The organism is Ramlibacter sp. AN1133, from assembly GCF_037890035.1.
GTDB lineage: Bacteria > Pseudomonadota > Gammaproteobacteria > Burkholderiales > Burkholderiaceae_C > Ramlibacter.
Genome location: NZ_JBBKTQ010000001.1, coordinates 142,399 through 159,393 on the forward strand (window position 1 = coordinate 142,399; position 16,995 = coordinate 159,393).

Consider the following 16,995-nt stretch of genomic DNA (forward strand, 5'->3'; position numbering starts at 1 on the left):
ATGCGCAGCCTGCAGTTCGATTTCCAGCGCAAGACGGCGCCCAGCGCCGCCGGCTGGCTGCTGCTGCTGGCCGGCCTCGCCGGTCTCGCCGGCCTCGGCCAGGAACAGATCCGGCTCGATGCCCGCAAGGCCGTGCAGGCCTCGCGCCTCGCGCAGCTGCACGCCCCCGGCGGCGCGGCATCGCTGACCGGCAACGAGCCCGACGACAAGGGCGTGGTCGCCGCGCGCAAGCTGCTCGATGGCGCGAAGCTGCCCTGGGACACGCTCTTCACCGCCCTCGAGGCGGCCGAAGGCAAGGACGTCGCCCTGATCGCGATCGCGCCCGATGCGCAGCGCCGCCAGGTCAAGATCCACGCCGAGGCCCGCAACCTCGATGCGATGCTGGCCTTCCAGCGCGAGCTGCAGCGCAACCCCGCGCTCGCGCAGGTGGCGCTGCTCGATCACACCGTGATGAAGGACCTGCCTTTCACGCCCGTGCGTTTCCACCTCCTGGCCCAGTGGGGAGTCCAAAGTGCGAATCCCTAGGCTGATCATCGCGGAGCGCCTGCTGGCGCTGCGCTGGCCCGGTGCGGTCGGCGCGCTGCTGCTCGTGGCGGGCGCGGGCTACGGTGCGCTCGTGCTGCTGCCGGCGCGCGACCAGCTCGCCGGCGACGAACTGAAGGTGGCGCGCGCCGAACGCAAGGCGGCCGCCGTCCGGAGCGGCGCCGAAGCCGCGCCGCTGTCGCCGGCGCAGCGCCGCGAGCGCTTCTACAACGGCCTGCCCGCCACGACCGAGGTCACGCAGTACGTCGAGCGCATCTACGCCGCGGCCGGCGCCGAGAAGCTGTCGCTGATGCACGGCGAGTACACCGGCGCCGACCTGCCGGCGGCGGGCCTCGTGCGCTACAAGATCACGCTGCCCGTCAAGGGCAGCTACGCCCAGGTGCGCCGCTTCGTCGCCGAGGCGCTCAAGACCGTTCCCGGCCTCACCCTCGACGACATCACGCTGCAGCGCCAGAACATCGGCGAGCCGCAGCTCGAGGCGCGGGTGCAGCTGTCCCTCTTCCTGGCGAGGCGCTAGATGAACAAGCGCCTGATCTTCTGGACCACCTTCCTGGGCGGCGCGGGTGCCCTGGTGGCCTACGACTACATCACGCCGGCCCCGGCACCGGAAAGCGTCGCCGTCGCGGCGCGCCCGGCGCGCGGCACCGCCGGCCAGGCCGCGGGCACGATGCCCGCCGCGCCGGCGGCGGTGGCCACCGCGCCGGTGGAAACCGCCTCGGCGCCGCTGGCCAGCCTGCGCGCGGGCGACGCCGCGCCGGGCGATGCACCGGGCGCCGCCGGCGCGGACGCTGCAGCGGCCGCCGCCTCCGCGCCGGCGCTGTTCGCCGTGAAGTCGTGGCAGCCGCCACCGCCGCCGCCGCCCCCTCCGCCGCCACCGCCGCCGCCCGCGCCGCCGCCGCCTCCCCCTCCTCCTCCCGCCGCCCCGCCCCTGCCCTTCTCCTTCATGGGCCGGATCGACGACGGGAAGCCCAAGGTGTTCCTGCAGCGTGGGGAACGCCTGTACGCCGTGGCAGTCGGCGACGTGATCGATGGCCAGTACCGCCTCGACCGCATCGACGCCAACCAGCTGCTGCTGACGTACTTGCCGATGAACACGCAACAAACCATAACGATCGGAAAGTCATAGATGTTTGGTACGGAGAAGAAAAGACTCTGGCTGCTGACACCAATCGCTCTCTCCATCGCCCTCGCCGGATGCGCCTCCCAGCAGGCCATGAAGGAAGGGCAGGCGTTGATCGATGCAGGCCGGTACGAGGAGGGGTTGTCGCGCCTGAACGACGCGGCCGCCAGGTCGCCGAGCGAGCCGCAGTACCGTTCGGCGCTGGTGCTGGAGCAGGAACGCATCGTCGCCACGCTGCTCGCGCGCGCGGACCGCATGCGCTCGGTGGGCGACTACGATTCCGCGCAGGAGGCCTACCAGCGCGTGCTGCGCATCACGCCGCGCAACACGCGCGCGATCGACGCGCTGCGCACGCTGGAGCAGCGGCGCAACCTCGACGACATGCTCAAGCAGGCCCGCGCCGCCTTCCGCCGCGGTGACGTCGAACTGGCGGAAAAGCAGCTCGCGCAGATCCTCGCCCTCGACCCGAACGCGCCCGACGCGCTGACGCTGCGCCGCGAGATCGAGCAGGAGCACGCCCGCACCGTCAGCACCTACCCGCGCCTGCGCACGAAGTTCACGCGGCCCGTGACGCTGGAATTCCGCGACGCCCAGATCCGCATGATCCTCGATGCCCTGTCGCGCACGACGGCCATCAACTTCATCGTCGACAAGGACGTGAAGGCCGATACCAAGGCGACGATCTTCGTGCGCCAGGTGCCGGTGGAGGACGCGCTCGACCTGCTGCTGTCGCAGAACCAGCTCGAGAAGAAGGTCATCAACGACAACACGGTCCTGATCTACCCGAACACGCCCGCGAAGATCCGCGAGTACCAGGACTGGGTGATCCGCACGTTCTTCATCACCAACATGGACGTGAAGCAGGCGCAGACCCTGATCAAGACCATGCTGAAGACCAAGGACCTGTTCATCGACGAGAAGCTCAACTCGCTGACGATGCGCGACTCGCCCGACGCCGTGCGCCTGGCGGAGAAACTGCTGCAGGCACAGGACCAGGCCGAAGGCGAGGTGGTGCTCGAAGTGGAACTGCTGGACGTCTCGCGCGACCGCATCCTCGACCTCGGCCTGCAGTGGCCCTCCACCTTCACGGTGCTGAACTCCAGCGGCGGCGCCGCGACGCTGCTGTCGGACCTGCACCTGAACGTGCCGCGCGGCCAGGTCGGCATCGACCGCGGCTTCCAGGCCCGCGCGCAGCAGCAGAACGCCGACGTCAACACGCTGGCCTCGCCGCGCATCCGCGTGCGCAACAAGGACAAGGCGAAGATCCACATCGGCGACCGCATCCCGATCGTCAACGCCACCTCGGTGCCCTCCACGCAGGGCCCGGTGACCACCGAGACCGTGCAGTACCTCGACACCGGTATCAAGCTGGAAGTCGAGCCCACCATCTACCAGAGCGACGAGGTCGCGATCAAGGTGGTGCTGGAGGTCAGCGACTCGCAGAACGCCGGCACGACCAACAACGGCACGACGCTCGTGCGCGTGAAGACCAGCAACGCTTCGACCACGCTGCGACTGAAGAACGGCGAGACGCAGATCCTCGCGGGCCTGATCCGCAACGACCACCAGTCCGCCGTGGACGGCATCCCGGGCCTGGCGGAAGTTCCGGTGGCCGGCCGCCTGTTCGGCTCCAACAACGACAACTGGACCAAGCGCGAGCTGGTGCTGTCGATCACGCCGCGCATCGTGCGCAACACGCCTTACCTGCCGCCGTACCAGCTCGAATTCTCCTCCGGCACCGAAGGCAGCCTGCGCTCGCGCCCGCTCGCGCTGGCGCTGCAGGGCAGCGACACGCCCGGCGCGGACGGCAATGCCGTCACCCTGACCGCACCGCCCGGAACGCCCGGCGGCCCCACCGGAGCCGGCCCGGGCGTGCCGGCCGGCACGACCCCGCTGGCCACCGGCGGCTCGCGCGGCGCCACGCGCGGCCGCGTCGCGACGCCGCCGGGAGCGCCCGTGACGGCACCGCCCGCCGGCACGCCGGCTGCCCCCGGTGCGACGCCGGCGGCCCCTGCCGCCTCGCCGCAAAGCGCCGCGCCCGCCTCCGGCGCGGTGGCGCTGACGCTGGAAGGCGCCCGCAGCCTGAAGGTCGGCGAGGAAGCCACCATCAACGTGCAACTCAAGGCGGACCAGCCCCTGGTCAGCACCGCGTTCCAGATCGCGTACGACCCGAAGGCCGTGAAGCTGCTGGACGTGACCGAAGGCGAATTGCTCAAGAGCGACGGCGCGGCGACCACGTTCTCGGCCCGGCGCGACGACGCGGCCGGCATGGTCTTCGTCGGCGTGGCGCGGCCCGCGGGCAGCGAAGGTTCCGCCGGCGAAGGCACGCTGGTGCACGTGCGCGTGCAGGGCCTCGCGGCGGCCCCCGCGGCGGCGGTGCGCGTCACGGGCTTCTCCGCCATCGGCCCCAACAACCGCATCGTGCCGGCGCCCGCCGCGGCGGCCGTGGAACTGGCCGTGGAGCCCTGACATGCAACGCGCCCCGCATCGCGGCTTCACGCTGATCGAGCTGGTCATCACGGTGGCCCTGATCGGCCTGCTCGCGGCGCTGGCGGCGCCGGTGGCCGAGACCGTGGTGCGCCGGGGCAAGGAGCAGGACCTGAAGGCGGCGCTGATGCAGATCCGCGACGCGATCGACGCCTACAAGGACGCCGCCGACCAGGGCCGCATCGCCAAGGCCGCCACCGACTCGGGCTATCCCGTCAGCCTGGAGGTGCTGGTCAACGGCGTGATCGACAAGGGCAGCGCGAGCGGCGCCAAGATCTACTTCCTGCGCCGCCTCCCGCGCGACCCGTTCGCCGATCCCAGCCTGGCCGCGGGGCAGACCTGGGGCCTGCGGGCCTCCGACAGTCCGCCGGACGCGCCGCGCTCGGGCAAGGACATCTACGACGTCCGCTCCCTGTCCGACGACAAGGCGCTGGACGGCACCTACTACCGGGAGTGGTGATGGACACACGCAAGGCCCGAAGCAGGGGCTTCACCCTCATCGAGCTGCTGATCGTGCTGGCGATCGTCGGCACGCTGCTCACCATCGCGGTCCCCAGCTACTTCGCGAGCCTGGACAACGCGAAGGAGACCTCGCTCAAGCAGAGCCTGTCGGTGATGCGCACGGCCATCGACCACTACAAGGGCGACCTGGGCAAGTACCCCGAGACGCTGCAGACGCTGGTGGATGCGAAGTACCTGCGCAGCCTGCCGGCCGACCCCATCACCGGCGCGACCGACCAGTGGGCGGTGGAAATGGGTTCGGAACCCGGCCAGCCCAGCGGGGTGAAGGACGTGCACAGCGGGGCACCGGGCAACGCGAAGGACGGCACTCCCTATGCGAGCTGGTAAGGGCCGGCGACAGGACGGCTTCACCTACCTGGGCGTGCTGTTCCTGCTGGTCCTGCTCGGGCTCGGCCTGGCCGGCACCGGCGAGGCCTGGGTCGTGGCGAGCCGGCGCGCGCGCGAGAAGGAACTGCTGTGGGTGGGCAACCAGTACGCCCGGGCGATCCGCTCCTACTACATGCAGTCGCCCGGCGCCCGCCAGTTCCCCTCGCAGCTCGAGGACCTGCTGGAGGACCGGCGCTTTCCCGAGCCGCGCCGCCACCTGCGCCGGCTGTATGCCGACCCGATCTCGCGCGAGCGCTTCGACATCGTGCTGTCGGACGACGGCAGCCGCATCGCCGGCGTGCGCAGCCACTCCGACGAGACGCCGATGAAGCAGGACAACTTCCCGGCGAAGTTCCGCGACTTCAAGGGCAGCAGCCACTACTCCGACTGGCTGTTCATCGCCGACAACCTGCCCGGCGCGCCGCGGCGGCCCCAGGCCGCGGGCTCGGACCCCGGCGCGAACGCCGCCGGCACGGCGGCAGCAGGGACGGCAAGCACGCCGGCTGCAGGCACGACCGCCACGCCGGCCGCTCCTGCCACCGCGACGCCGACCGTCGCCGACACCGGCACGCCCGCCGCCGCGCCGGTCGAGCCCGTCGCGCCGAAGCCGAGGCCGGCGCCGGCCCCGCGCCCGGGCGGCACGATCTCGATCCGCCGCTGATCCCCTTTTCGCGTCGTCCCGAGCGGCGGCGCACGGATGGCACGGGGCTGGCGGTGACGCGCCGGCGAAACCCTGGCGCTCGCGACCCGCTCCCGTAGGCTGGCCTGCGCGCAGCGCACGCCAGCGGTCCGGCGGACATGCTGGTGTCGCCTGCGGCGGCGAGCCCAGCCCACGCCAGCACGCATCCAGCGTCCCAACGTCCCCAACGTCCCCAGCGTCCCAACGTCCAACGTTCAACGTCCGCAAGAGGCCCCCGCGCCAAAGAAAAACGCGGAGGAAGACCAGGTCTTCCTCCGCGTCACGCCGCAGGGACGGGCTTTGTCTCTACGTCATCGAGGATCCGCAGCGCGGTGCGCGAAAAAAGCGCCCGCCCGGTCGCGCCTTGCCCGTGAGGGCATGCAGGATTGGCACTTCCGGGCGGGCAACACTTCGCTCTCCTTGCGAATCAGAAATTCACGATCACTTGAACACGATGTCGATCGCCGCCGTGCCGCCCAGCGAAGGCAGGGTCGAATAGGCGCGGATGCGGGTCGGGGCCGTCTTCCAGATGCTGGTGCCGGCCTTCGGGTTCAGCGCCCCGCTCACGCCCACCTTGTCCAGCAGGAAGTTGCCGAGGCCGTCCACCGGCGAGGTGCCGATCACGCAGTTCGCGTTGGTGGCCGTGCCGTTGCACGCCGCCGGCGCGCCGACCAGCCAGCCGTCTTCGTACACCACGGTGATCGTCTGGCCCTGCACGATGTTGTCGGTGCCGTCGATGGTCCAGCGGTTCTTGTTCTGCACGAACTGGTGCTTGCCGAAGGTGATGACCTCGTTGAGCGCCACCGTCACGGTGCCGGTCGCCGTGTTGGCGGACAGCGCGCCGGCCACGTCCGTCACCTGGTAGGTGAAGCTGAAGGCACCGGAGGCCGTCGGCGTGTAGCTGAGGATGCCGTTCAGCGGGGTGGGCTGGGCACCGAGCTGCGCGGGCCAGGTGAGGATCACCGCGTCCTTGACGTCGCCGTTGCCATCCGGGTCGGTGGAGGTGGCGAGCGCGTTGAGCATGTTCAGCTTGCCGACCACCGCGCCGGCCGCGACGTTGCCCGCGACGGGCACGTCGTTCACCGGCGTGATGTTGATCGTGGCCTGCGACTGGTTGGACGCCGTGCCGTTGACCGACACCGAGTAGGTGATGCTGTCCGTGCCGTTGGCGTTCGCGTTCGGCGTGTACGTCAGGATGCCGTCCGCGCTCACCGTGGCCGTGCCCAGGCGGGCCGGTTGCGCGGTGACCACCACGGTGCCCAGGCCGCCCGCCACCACGTTGCGCAGCGTCGTCAGCGTCCCGTTCATGAGGATGGTGTCGTTGGCCAGCAGGTCGATCGTCACGCCCTGGCCCGCGGGGCAGGCCGCGGCGGACGTCGCCGAGCAATCCTCGTTCATCGTGGCGTTGTCGGCCACGGTGTTCGGCACGCCGAGCAGTACCGCGGTGCCCGCGGAGGTGTCGGTGTTGCGCATGGAGGAACCGCCCTTGGACGACACGATCTGCACGGCGCTCGGCGGGGCCTGCAGGCCCGAGACGCTGGCCGAACCCGCGGCCAGGTCGAGGCCCGTGCCGGCGCCCTTGCCGACGCTGGTGCCCGCAGTGGCGCCCGCGGGGCCGTAGCCGCCCAGCGTCAGCTGCGAGGTCGGGTCGCTGGAGACGGCCGTCACGCTCAGCGTGCCGTTGTTCGCGCCGTCGAACAGCGCCGTGTTGATCGTGACTTCGTCGGTCAGCTTGCGCAGGTAGTAGGCGGGCACCACCTGGCCGGCGGCGTTCTTCGCGGTCTGGTCCACGATGCAGACGTGGCTCGCGGGCAGGCCGCCCGGCTGGCTCTGGCCCCAGTAGTCGGTGTCGGTGTGCGCCATGTCGTGCGCGACGCCGGCGGGCGCGGTGTACGGGCCCGCGCTGACGATGGTCGCGCCCGTGACGGGATCGATCGTGACCGCGCCGCCGCAGGGCTGGTCGTAGAAGGCCAGCAGCGGCTGCACGGCAGCCTGCTGCGGCTGCGCCGGCACGCGGGCCTGCGTGGTGGGGCTCGCCTTGGCGAACACGTCCACCTTGGTGACGGTGCCGGTGGCGTCGGCGGTGTACACGGCGCGGCCGCCGCTCACGGCGCCCGGGAGCGAGCCGGTCATCAGGCGTCCCATCAGGACGAAGTTGGTTTCGCCGTCGACCGTGTAGAACACCGGCGCGTCGCGCGTCGGCGTGGACGGACGCACTTCGATGCGGAAGGTGTTGTGGTTGCGCAGCGTGGAAGTGCCGTCGGTGTTGAAGGCGGTGAAGTCCGCCATCGGGCTGCCCGTGACGGGGCCCACGCGGGCCGGGTCGGCGATGTACTTCTTGCCGGTGCCGGGGCTGGCGGTCGGGCCGGCGCCGAGGGCGACCATCTGGTCGTAGAACGGATCGGTGCCGGGCGCCGCGGCGGCCAGGTCCGGCATCGGGGGCACTTCGGCGCCGCCGGCCTGCGGCGAGGGCAGCAGGAAGGGGCCGATGGGTGCGTTGAGCGTGCACTCGAAGGTGCCGATGCAGGCGACGCCGATGTCGAGCGTGTCGAAGATGCGGCCGCCGAGCGGCTGGTCGAAGTAGGTCACGTCGGAGTACGGCGTGACGACGCGGTAGTCGCCGTCGAAGGGCAGGCGCGGAATGAACACGCGCATCCGCCCGAACGTCATCTGGTCGCCGGCCACCGCGGGCCCGTTGGCGAATGCGGCCTCGAGCGCGAGGACCAGGTTGGCCTTCAGGCCGGTGCCGGGATCGAGCAGCGTGTTGCCCGCCGCCCAATAGAAGTGTTCGTCGAAGAAGTTGGCGGGGAACGCCTCGGGGAAGTTGACGTCGCCGGGCAGCAGCAGGCACCAGCCGCCATCAAGTTCGGCCTGCGACTGCGGATCGCAGAACTCGATCGCCACGCCGGTCTTGTCCTGGAACCACGCCGGGTAGCCGCCCACCGAGGGCGCGTTGTTGATCGGGCCCATGCGTTCGAGCACGGCCCACGCGGGAGCAGTGGCCATGGTGAGCAGCACGGCGGCCGCGATGAGATTGCGTTTTTGCTTCACGGGGGGACCTTTCAGCCAGTTGGTTGTGGAAGGCGCCGCGCGCCTGACTGTGCTTCGCGACTGAAAGACCCTGTTTGCATATTCCGGGCCCGCTTGACGAACCACGGGCAGCGAGCTCTTGCGAGGCACGCTGCCCGGGGTGGACTTCCAACTGCTTGTGCGGTCGCCGCGTGGCGGGCCGCTGGGGATTTTTTCCCCAACACCGGGGAACCGCCCACCTTGTGGGTGACCCAATCGGGCGGGCGGTTCGCGGTGCTGCGTCGCTCTCTCTGCGTCGCCTCCTTACTTGAAGAAGACGGCGGTGTTGGCCGTCGTGCCGCCCAGCACCGGGTTGCTGGAGAACGCACGCACGCTGGTCGGACGGGTGGTCCAGTACGTGCCGCGCGGATCCCGCGACGTGTTCGCGGTCGCGATCGTGTCGAGCAGGAAGGTGCCCGTGCCGTCCAGGGTCGCCGTGCCGACCACGCAGGCGGGGATGTTCTGCGAGCCGGCGGCGCCGCAGTTCTCGCCGTTGCGGGAGACACCGTTCGTGTAGACGACCGTGATCTCCTGGCGCGCGCGGACCGTGTCCGTGCCCGTCACCACCCAGCGCAGCTTGTTGATGGTGTACTGGGGAGCCGCCGAGAAGGTGATCGTCTCGTTGGCCAGCGCCGTGATCGTGCCGGTCGCCGTGTTGGCGGACACCGCGCCCGCCGCATCCGTCACCTGGAAGCCGAAGGAGAAGTTGCCCGTCGTCGAGGGCGTGAAGCTGATCACGCCGTTGGCCGGGGTCGGCTGCGGGCCGAGTTCCACGGGCCAGGTCGTGAGCACCGCGTTCTTCACGTCCGCCGCGCCGTCCGGATCGGTCGCGCCCAGCAGCAGGTTCATCGTGCCCGTGCGGCCCGCCACACCGTTGATGGTCTGGCTCGCCGCCACCGGGAGGTCGTTCACCGGCGTGATGGTGATCGACGCCACTGCCTGGTTGGAGGGCTGACCGTCGACCGACACCGTGTAGATCACGTTGTCGGTGCCGTTGGCGTTCGGGTTCGGCGTGTAGCTCAGGAAGCCGTCCGTCGACACGGTGGCGGAGCCCAGGCGCGGGGCCTGCGCGCTCACGGTCACGGTTGCCAGGTTCTGCGAGACGACGTCACGCAGGCTGGAGACCACGCCATTGAGCATCACGGTGTCGTTGGCCAGCAGGTCGATCGTCACGCCCTGGCCGACGGCGCAGGAGGCCGCGGCGGCCGCGGAGCAGTCCTCGTCGATCGAGGCGGTGTCGTTGACCGCGCTCGGCGAGCCCACCAGCTGGGCGACGCCGTGGGCGGTGTCGACCTTGCGCAGCACGGCACCACCCTTGGTGGAGCTCACCTGCACGGTGGACGGCGGGGCCTTGAGCGCGACGACCTGGGCGGCGTTGCCCACCAGGTCCAGGCCCGTGCCCGCACTGACGCCGATGGAGACGCCCGGCGTGCCGGCAGCGGCGGGGCCGTAGCCGGCCAGGCTCAGGACGGCGGTCGGGTCGCTCGACGCGGCGTTGATCGTCAGCGTGCCGTTCTCGGGACCGACGTAGTGCGCCGTGTTGATGATCACGTGGTCCGTGACCGGCACCAGCGTGTAGCTCGGGATGACCTGGCCAGCGGCATTGCGCGAGGTGCTGTCCTCGATGCAGACGTGGCTGGGCGGCAGGCCGCCGGGCGAGCTCTGGCCCCAGAAATCGCGGCCGGTGTTGGCCAGGTTGTGGGGCACGCCGGCCGGCGCGGTGTAGGGACCGGGATTCACGACCGGCAGGCCCGTGTTCGGATCGGTACCGAGGGCGCCGCCGCAGGCCTGGTCGTAGAAGGAGATGACCGGGGTCACCTTCGGCGGGATCGGCTGCGTCGGGATGCGGGCCTGCACCGTGGGCGAGGCTTGCGCGAACACGTCGAGGTCGGTCACGTTGCCGGCGGTGTCCGCCTTGTAGGTGGAGCGGGCGTTGCTCACGTTGCCGGCGATCACGTCGGTGCGCAGGCGGCCCATCATGTCGAAGTTGGTCTCGCCGTCGGCGGTGAAGAACACGTGGCCGTTGCGGTCCGGCTGCGACACGCGCACTTCCACGCGGAACGTGTTGTGGTTCCGGGTGGACGCGATGCCGGGAGTGGCGCCGCTCGGGTCGATGTCGTACGCCGTGAAGGGGGGCAGCGGGCTGCCGGTGATGGGGCCGATGCGGCCCGGGTCGGCGACGTACTTCTTGCCCGTGCCCGCGTCGGCAGTGGGCGCGGCGCCCAGGGCGACGGCCGCGTCGAAGAAGGGATCGGTGCCGGCAGGGGCGGAGATCAGGTCGGGCATGGGGGGCACTTCGGCCCCGCCGGCCACGGCGGAGGGCAGCAGGAACGGGCCGAGGGGACCGTTCAGCGTGCATTCGAAGGTGCCGATGCAGGCGACGCCGGTGTCGACCGTCTCGAAGATCTTGTCGCCGACCACCTGGTCGTAATAGCTCACGTCCGTGTACGGCGTGATCACGCGGTAGTCACCGTCGAACGGCAGGTTCGGGATGAACACGCGGTGCCGCTGGAACGTCATCTGGTCGCCCGGGATCGGGGGGCCGACGGCGAACGCGGCCTCGAGGGCGATCCGCATGGTGGCCTTGAAACCGGTGCCCGCATCGAGCAGCGTGTTGCCCGTGGCGTAGTAGAAGTGCTCGTCGAAGAACTGGTTGGGGAACGACTCCGGCACCACGGTGTCGCCTGGCAGCAGCAGGCACCAGCCGCCATCGAGTTCGGCCTGGGTCGAGGGACCGCAGAACTCCAGGGTGACACCGGTGCCGTCCTGGAACCACGCGGGGTAGCCGCCGCCGGCGGGCGAGTTGTCGATCGGGCCCATCCGCTCGAGCACGGCATAGGCCGGGGAGGCGGAGGCGGCAGCAATGGCGAGGACCACCGCCGCCGAAATCAGATTGCGCTTCGGTTTCATGATATTGATATTCCTGTCAAGGGGTGATGGTGATCGCGAGCATTTACCGGCCTACGCTTGCCCACGTTCGAGGGTTTTGTCGCTGGGTACTGCATCAACCAGGCTGCGCGACACAGCCAGGCTTGCCTCCTGCGGACGCCGCCTGGGGCGTCGTCCCGGTGCACGGTTCGCGCTTGCCGCCGCTGTCGCTGGCGGCCTTCTCGGCGCGTTGCGCCGCAAGCAGTTCGTCGACCTTGGCCAACACCTGCTGCGGTTTGTCGATGTCGTAGAGCCTGGTCCAGCGGCCGCTCTTCGCGTCCCCGATCAGGATCTGGCCCGGATGGTTCTCCGGCCTGGTGATGTGGATGCCGAAGGCCTGCAGGGCCTGGGCGACGTTGCTGACGTCGCCGGTGAGCCAGAGCCAGCCCGCCTTGGGAGCGAAGTGCTCCGAGTACTCCTTCAGGCGCGCCGGGGTGTCGCGCACCGGATCCACCGTCAGCGACACCAGGCGCACCTTCTTCTCCATCAGCGGCGCGAGGCTTTGCTGCAGCTGCGCGAAGGTGTGCGAAACCATCGGGCAGATGTCGGTGCAGTTCGTGTACACGAAGCTGACCACCACGATCTTGTCGGCGAGCGCGTCGCTCGCCAGGCGCAGCTTGCGGCCGTCCTGGTCGACGAGCACCGCGGCATCGGTGGGCTTCACGGGCTTGCCGGAGACGGCGGCCTGCGGCCTGGCCGCATGGTGGCCCTCGTGGCCGTCGCCGTGCGACCAGGCGCGGGGCATGCACAGGACCAGCCCCAGCATGAGCGCCGTGCACCCGAGAGTCCTTTTCCTGAAGTCCATCGACTGCTCCTGTTGTGTCCGCACTCGTCGAAAGTCGCCGCGGATGTAACCTGTGTTACGCAAAGAGCAGACCAAGAACGAAAGTTCCTCTCATTCCGGCACCTCCGAGCGGCTGAGGCAGTCGCAGGGGGCACCAGGGTGCCGACGCATGATGTTTGATGCAGATCAAACACAAGACCCGGCGCGCTGGTCTCGCGCCGGGCCTCGGGAGCTGGGGAAATTCGCTGGGGAATGGGGGCGGGGGATTTCCCCACGATTGGGTGGGTCAGGAAGCCCTTTCCCCACCGGCGTAGGGCGCTGTCCTATTCGAGTCCGCTCTGGAGACGGTGGTAGCGCGAGATCACGCGCGGCACGTAGGCCTGGGTCTCGGCGTTGCGGGGGATGCCGCCGGCGCGCTCCACGTTGCCCGGGCCGGCGTTGTACGCGGCGAGCGCCAGGGCGAGGTTGTTGCCGAAACGGGCGAGCAGGTCCTTCAGGTAGCGTGCGCCGCCGTCCACGTTGGAGGCGGGATCGTGCGGATTGGCGACGTTCAGCGTGCGCGCCGTGCCCGGCATCAGCTGCATGAGGCCCATCGCACCCTTGGGCGACACGGCCTGCGGGTTGAAGCCGGACTCCGTCTCGATCACGGCCTGCAGGAGGGCCTCGGGAAGGCCGTGGGTGCGCGCGGCGGCGCTGACCATGGGGGCCCATGCCTCGCGCCGTTTCGCGAGCGCGGCGGGCTTTCCTGCGCGTGCGGCGGGGGCCGGCGCGGCGGCGGGGCGGGCGGGCGCCGGGGCAGCCGCCTCCGGCTCCAGGGGGCCGTCCAGGTTGCTCAGGAGAACGCCCTGGTCACCTTCGTCCGTGACCTGGATCGGCGCCTGCGCGGCCTGGGCGGCGGTGGCGAGGCCGGCGCAGCACAGGACGGCAGCGCCGGCCCGCAGCCGCCAGCGGTGACGTACATCCGGCATGGTGGGGGCTCCAGGGAGAGTGGGTCCGGCTCTGGGGCCGGTGGAGGCAAGCGGTCGCAAGGACCGCGCCAGCGCCATGCGGACTCCCCCCTTTCGCGGGCATCAAATTTGCGACAGAGTGTGAATCCACAACATAGGGACTCTCCTCCATGCGACACCTTTCCACTCCGCACCAGCGCCGCGGCATCGTGCGCGGCTTCACCCTGCTCGAACTGCTGGTCGTCCTGGTCGTGCTCGGCCTGCTGGTCAGCATCGTCGGCCCGCGCTATTTCAGCCAGCTCGGTAAATCCGAGGGCAAGGCCGCCCAGACCCAGATCGCCAGCATCGTCAAGGCGCTGGACATGTACCGCATCGACATGGGCAAGTACCCCACCACCGAACAGGGCCTGGCGGCCCTCAGCGCCGCCCCGGCCAACGAACCGCGCTGGCACGGCCCCTACCTGGCCAAGGCCGTCCCGCCGGATCCGTGGGGCCGCGCCTACGTGTACAAGTCGCCCGGCGACACCAGCGAGTTCGAGCTGATGTCCTTCGGCAAGGACGGCGCGCCCGGCGGCACCGAGGAAAACGCCGACATCACCTACTGACCGCGCGGGATCCGGATCATGCAGTTCCAGGTCAAGGCCCTCGACGGCGGCCGGGGCATCGTGCAGCTCACGTTCGATGCGGGCACGCTCGACGCCGCCCGCCAGGCCGCGGAGCACCAGGGCCTGCGCGTCATCGCGGTCTCGCCGGTGCGCAGGCTCGCGGCGATGAGCGTTTCGGTGGGCCGCAGCAAGGCGTTCCCGCTGGTGCTGTTCAGCCAGGAGCTCGCCACGCTCCTCAACGCGGGCCTGTCCCTCATCACCGCGCTGGAAAGCCTGGCGGAAAAGGAGCACGACGGCAACACGCGCAAGGTGCTCGGCTCGCTCGTGCGGCTGCTCTATGAAGGCAAGTCGTTCTCGCAGGCGCTGGCGCAGTTCCCCGCCACCTTCCCCGACCTGTACGTCGCGCTGATCCAGTCCAGCGAGAAGACGGGCGCGGTGCACGGCGGCCTCACGCGCTACGTGGCGTACCGCACGCGCATCGACATGCTCACGCAGAAGATCGTCAGCGCCTCGGTGTACCCGGTGCTGCTGCTGCTGGTGGGCATGGGCGTGCTGCTGTTCCTGGTGGGCTACGTGGTGCCGCGCTTCAGCTCCGTGTTCGGCGAGATGGGCACCAAGCTGCCCTGGCTGTCGCAGGTGCTGATGAACTTCGGCCGGATGATCAACGACCATGTGCTGGCCCTGGTGCTCGGCGGCGCGGCCGCCGTGGCCGGCGCGGCGGCCCTGTGGCAGGTGACGGCGGTGCGCGCGGCGGTGGGCCAGGCGATCCTGGCGCTGCCCGGGGTGCGCGAGCGGGTGTTCCTGTACCACGTCACGCGCCTGTATCGCTCGCTGGGCATCCTGCTGCAAAGCGGCATCCCGATCCTGCAGGCGATCGGCATGGCGCGGGGCCTGATCGGCGCGCGCATGGCCGTCCTGCTGGACCAGGCGGGGCAGCGCGTGCGCGAGGGCCAGCCGCTGTCGCAGGCCTTCGAGGCCAACCACCTGTCGACGCCGGTGGCACTGCGCATGCTGCATGCCGGCGAGCAGGCCGGCAACCTGGGCGCGATGATGGAGAAGACGGCGGACTTCTACGACGAGGAGATGGGCCGCTGGATCGAGTGGTTCGTGCGCCTGTTCGAGCCGCTGCTGATGGTCTTCGTCGGCGCCATGATCGGCGTGGTCGTGGTCCTGATGTACATCCCGATCTTCGAGCTGGCGGGGTCGATCCGGTAGCGTGCGCTGGAGCAGCGGGGCGCCGAGCGAGCCGCCGAAGGAACAGCCGGACGCGGAGGACGCAAAGGGTACGCAGAGGACGCAAAAGAAAACCATCTAAAGTTTTCTTTGTCTTTTTTGCGTCCTCTGCGTACCCTTCGCGTCCTCTGCGTCCGGCAGTTTGACTTGAATCCTCGCGCGCCCAAAGAAAAAGGCACGAGACCTTGCAGCCTCGTGCCCAACCCTCGAAGCGGGCCGCCATCGCGGCCGCGCCAATGAATCAATATTCCTGCAGCGTGCCGAAGCCCGAGCCGGGCTGGTCGACGGGGCGCTGGAGGCCCATCTTCTCGATGCGGTAGCGCATCATGTCGCGCGACAGCCCCAGCAGCTTGGCCGACTTGGTCACGTTCCAGCCGGTGCGCTCCAGCGTCTTGACGACCAGCGTGCGCTCCATCTCGGCGAGGTCCGCCATGTCGGCGCTGCCGTTGCCCCGCGGCACCGACATGCAGGGCTCGTTGCAGCCGCGGAAGTCGCGCTCGAACTTGGATTCCGGCGCCAGGCTCGGGCACAGCGCCAGCTGCGTGGTGCTGATCGTGTCGGTGGGCGCGAGCAGCACCGTCTGCTCCAGCATGTTGCGCATCTCGCGCACGTTGCCGGGCCAGAAGTACTCGAGCAGCTGGCGCTCGGCGTCGGGGCTGAAGCGCAGGTTCGGCTTGCCGTAGCGGCGGCCGTGCGACTGCAGGAAGTGGCGCGCCAGCAGCAGGATGTCGTTGCCGCGATCGCGCAGCGCCGGCACGTTGACCGCGATGATGCGCAGGCGGAAGTAGAGGTCGCTGCGGAAGGTGCCCTGCTTGACCATGGCCGCGAGGTCGCGGTTGGTGGCGCTGATGATGCGCAGGTTGACCTTGCGCTCCTTCACCGCGCCGATGCGGCGCACCGTCTTTTCCTCCAGCAGCTTGAGCAGCTTGGCCTGCAGCGACAGGTCGACCTCGCCGATCTCGTCGAGGAACAGCGTGCCGCCGTCGGCCGCCTCCACCAGGCCCGTGCGGCGCTCCTTGGCGTCGGTGAAGGCGCCCTTCTCGTGGCCGAACAGCTCGGACTCGAGGAGGTTGGAGGGAATCGAGGCGCAGTTGATCTCGACGAAGGGGCCGGCGGCGCGGGCGCCGTCGAAGTGCATCGAGCGCGCGACCAGTTCCTTGCCGGTGCCGGTCTCGCCGTGGACCAGGATGGCCGGCAGGTCGCCGTCCGTCACGCGGCGCTCGGCTTCGAGCACCTGGCGGATGGTCTGCTTCATTTCCATCATCGCCGGCGACTCGCCGATCAGCGCGTTGAGGCCCGCGCCGCTCGCCTGGCGCTGCTGGTGGAACTGCAGCACCTGCTCCATCTTCGCGGTGCCCACCGCGCGTTCCAGCAGGAGGTTGAGTTCGGCCATCGAGACCGGCTTGAGCACGTAGTCGTAGGCGCCGGCCTTCATGGCCTGCACCGCGGTCTGCGCGCTGTCGTCGCCCGTCATCACGATGCACTTGGCCAGCGGGTCGCTCTCGCGCATCTTCACGATCAGCTCGACGCCGGTCATGCGCGGCAGGCGCTGGTCGGTGACCACCGCGTCCGGATGCAGCGTATCGAAGAGGCCGAGCGCCTCCTCGGCCGACCCGCAAGCCTGCACTTCCCAGCCGTTGCGCGTCAGGTAGGCGCTGATGTTGGCCTGCTGGATGGCGTCGTCTTCCACCACCAGTACGGTCTTGCCCATT

Annotated in this window: 14 protein-coding genes; 9 read left to right on the forward strand and 5 right to left on the reverse strand. The window is 70.0% G+C overall.

Annotation, left to right across the window (positions count from 1 at the left end; genetic code table 11):
- The 7 genes from WG923_RS00650 to WG923_RS00680 all read left to right on the forward strand — a co-directional run bounded on the left by WG923_RS00650 (position 1) and on the right by WG923_RS00680 (position 5,699).
- Entirely contained in the window at positions 1 to 525 is a 525-nt protein-coding gene (locus WG923_RS00650) for a hypothetical protein (protein WP_340348982.1), read from the forward strand.
- On the forward strand, positions 512 to 1,060 hold the full coding sequence (locus tag WG923_RS00655; RefSeq protein WP_340348983.1) for a hypothetical protein: 549 nt from the start codon (positions 512 to 514) through the stop codon (positions 1,058 to 1,060). The genes WG923_RS00650 and WG923_RS00655 overlap by 14 nt, the downstream gene beginning before the upstream one ends.
- The gene (locus WG923_RS00660; protein WP_340348984.1) at positions 1,061 to 1,669 is read left to right on the forward strand and encodes a hypothetical protein; all 609 of its coding nucleotides are present in this window, start codon (positions 1,061 to 1,063) and stop codon (positions 1,667 to 1,669) included.
- A gap of 87 nt (positions 1,670 to 1,756) precedes the next feature.
- Positions 1,757 to 4,132: a secretin and TonB N-terminal domain-containing protein gene (locus tag WG923_RS00665; RefSeq protein ID WP_340348985.1), complete on the forward strand. Its 2,376-nt coding sequence runs from the start codon at positions 1,757 to 1,759 to the stop codon at positions 4,130 to 4,132.
- A 1-nt stretch (position 4,133) separates the two neighbouring features.
- Positions 4,134 to 4,610: a type IV pilin protein gene (locus WG923_RS00670; RefSeq protein WP_340348986.1), complete on the forward strand. Its 477-nt coding sequence runs from the start codon at positions 4,134 to 4,136 to the stop codon at positions 4,608 to 4,610.
- A complete protein-coding gene (locus WG923_RS00675) occupies positions 4,610 to 4,999 on the forward strand; it encodes a type II secretion system protein (protein ID WP_340348987.1) in 390 nt (129 codons plus the stop codon). Before WG923_RS00670 ends, WG923_RS00675 begins: the two co-directional genes overlap by 1 nt.
- On the forward strand, positions 4,986 to 5,699 hold the full coding sequence (locus WG923_RS00680; RefSeq protein WP_340348988.1) for a type II secretion system protein: 714 nt from the start codon (positions 4,986 to 4,988) through the stop codon (positions 5,697 to 5,699). Before WG923_RS00675 ends, WG923_RS00680 begins: the two co-directional genes overlap by 14 nt.
- A gap of 459 nt (positions 5,700 to 6,158) precedes the next feature.
- Here WG923_RS00680 and WG923_RS00685 read toward each other — a convergent pair whose 3' ends face one another.
- The 4 genes from WG923_RS00685 to WG923_RS00700 all read right to left on the reverse strand — a co-directional run bounded on the left by WG923_RS00685 (position 6,159) and on the right by WG923_RS00700 (position 13,466).
- Entirely contained in the window at positions 6,159 to 8,768 is a 2,610-nt protein-coding gene (locus tag WG923_RS00685) for an Ig-like domain-containing protein (protein WP_340348989.1), read from the reverse strand.
- Between the two features lie 282 nt (positions 8,769 to 9,050).
- Positions 9,051 to 11,696 carry an Ig-like domain-containing protein gene (locus tag WG923_RS00690; protein WP_340348990.1) on the reverse strand — a complete coding sequence of 882 codons (2,646 nt, stop codon included), beginning with the start codon at positions 11,694 to 11,696 and terminating at the stop codon, positions 9,051 to 9,053.
- A 94-nt stretch (positions 11,697 to 11,790) separates the two neighbouring features.
- On the reverse strand, positions 11,791 to 12,519 hold the full coding sequence (locus WG923_RS00695; protein ID WP_340348991.1) for an SCO family protein: 729 nt from the start codon (positions 12,517 to 12,519) through the stop codon (positions 11,791 to 11,793).
- Positions 12,520 to 12,821: 302 nt separating this feature from the next.
- Positions 12,822 to 13,466 (reverse strand): lytic transglycosylase domain-containing protein, encoded by a 645-nt coding sequence (locus tag WG923_RS00700; protein WP_340348992.1) that lies wholly within the window; start codon positions 13,464 to 13,466, stop codon positions 12,822 to 12,824.
- A gap of 149 nt (positions 13,467 to 13,615) precedes the next feature.
- Between WG923_RS00700 and gspG the strand changes: the two genes are divergently transcribed.
- Together gspG and WG923_RS00710 are read left to right on the forward strand one after the other, a co-directional pair.
- Complete coding sequence (gene gspG, locus WG923_RS00705; RefSeq protein ID WP_340348993.1) at positions 13,616 to 14,050, forward strand: type II secretion system major pseudopilin GspG; 435 nt, start codon at positions 13,616 to 13,618, stop codon at positions 14,048 to 14,050.
- An 18-nt stretch (positions 14,051 to 14,068) separates the two neighbouring features.
- Entirely contained in the window at positions 14,069 to 15,265 is a 1,197-nt protein-coding gene (locus WG923_RS00710; RefSeq protein WP_340348994.1) for a type II secretion system F family protein, read from the forward strand.
- Between the two features lie 259 nt (positions 15,266 to 15,524).
- Here WG923_RS00710 and WG923_RS00715 read toward each other — a convergent pair whose 3' ends face one another.
- Complete coding sequence (locus tag WG923_RS00715; RefSeq protein ID WP_340348995.1) at positions 15,525 to 16,994, reverse strand: sigma-54-dependent transcriptional regulator; 1,470 nt, start codon at positions 16,992 to 16,994, stop codon at positions 15,525 to 15,527.
- Between the last annotated feature and the right edge of the window lies 1 nt (position 16,995).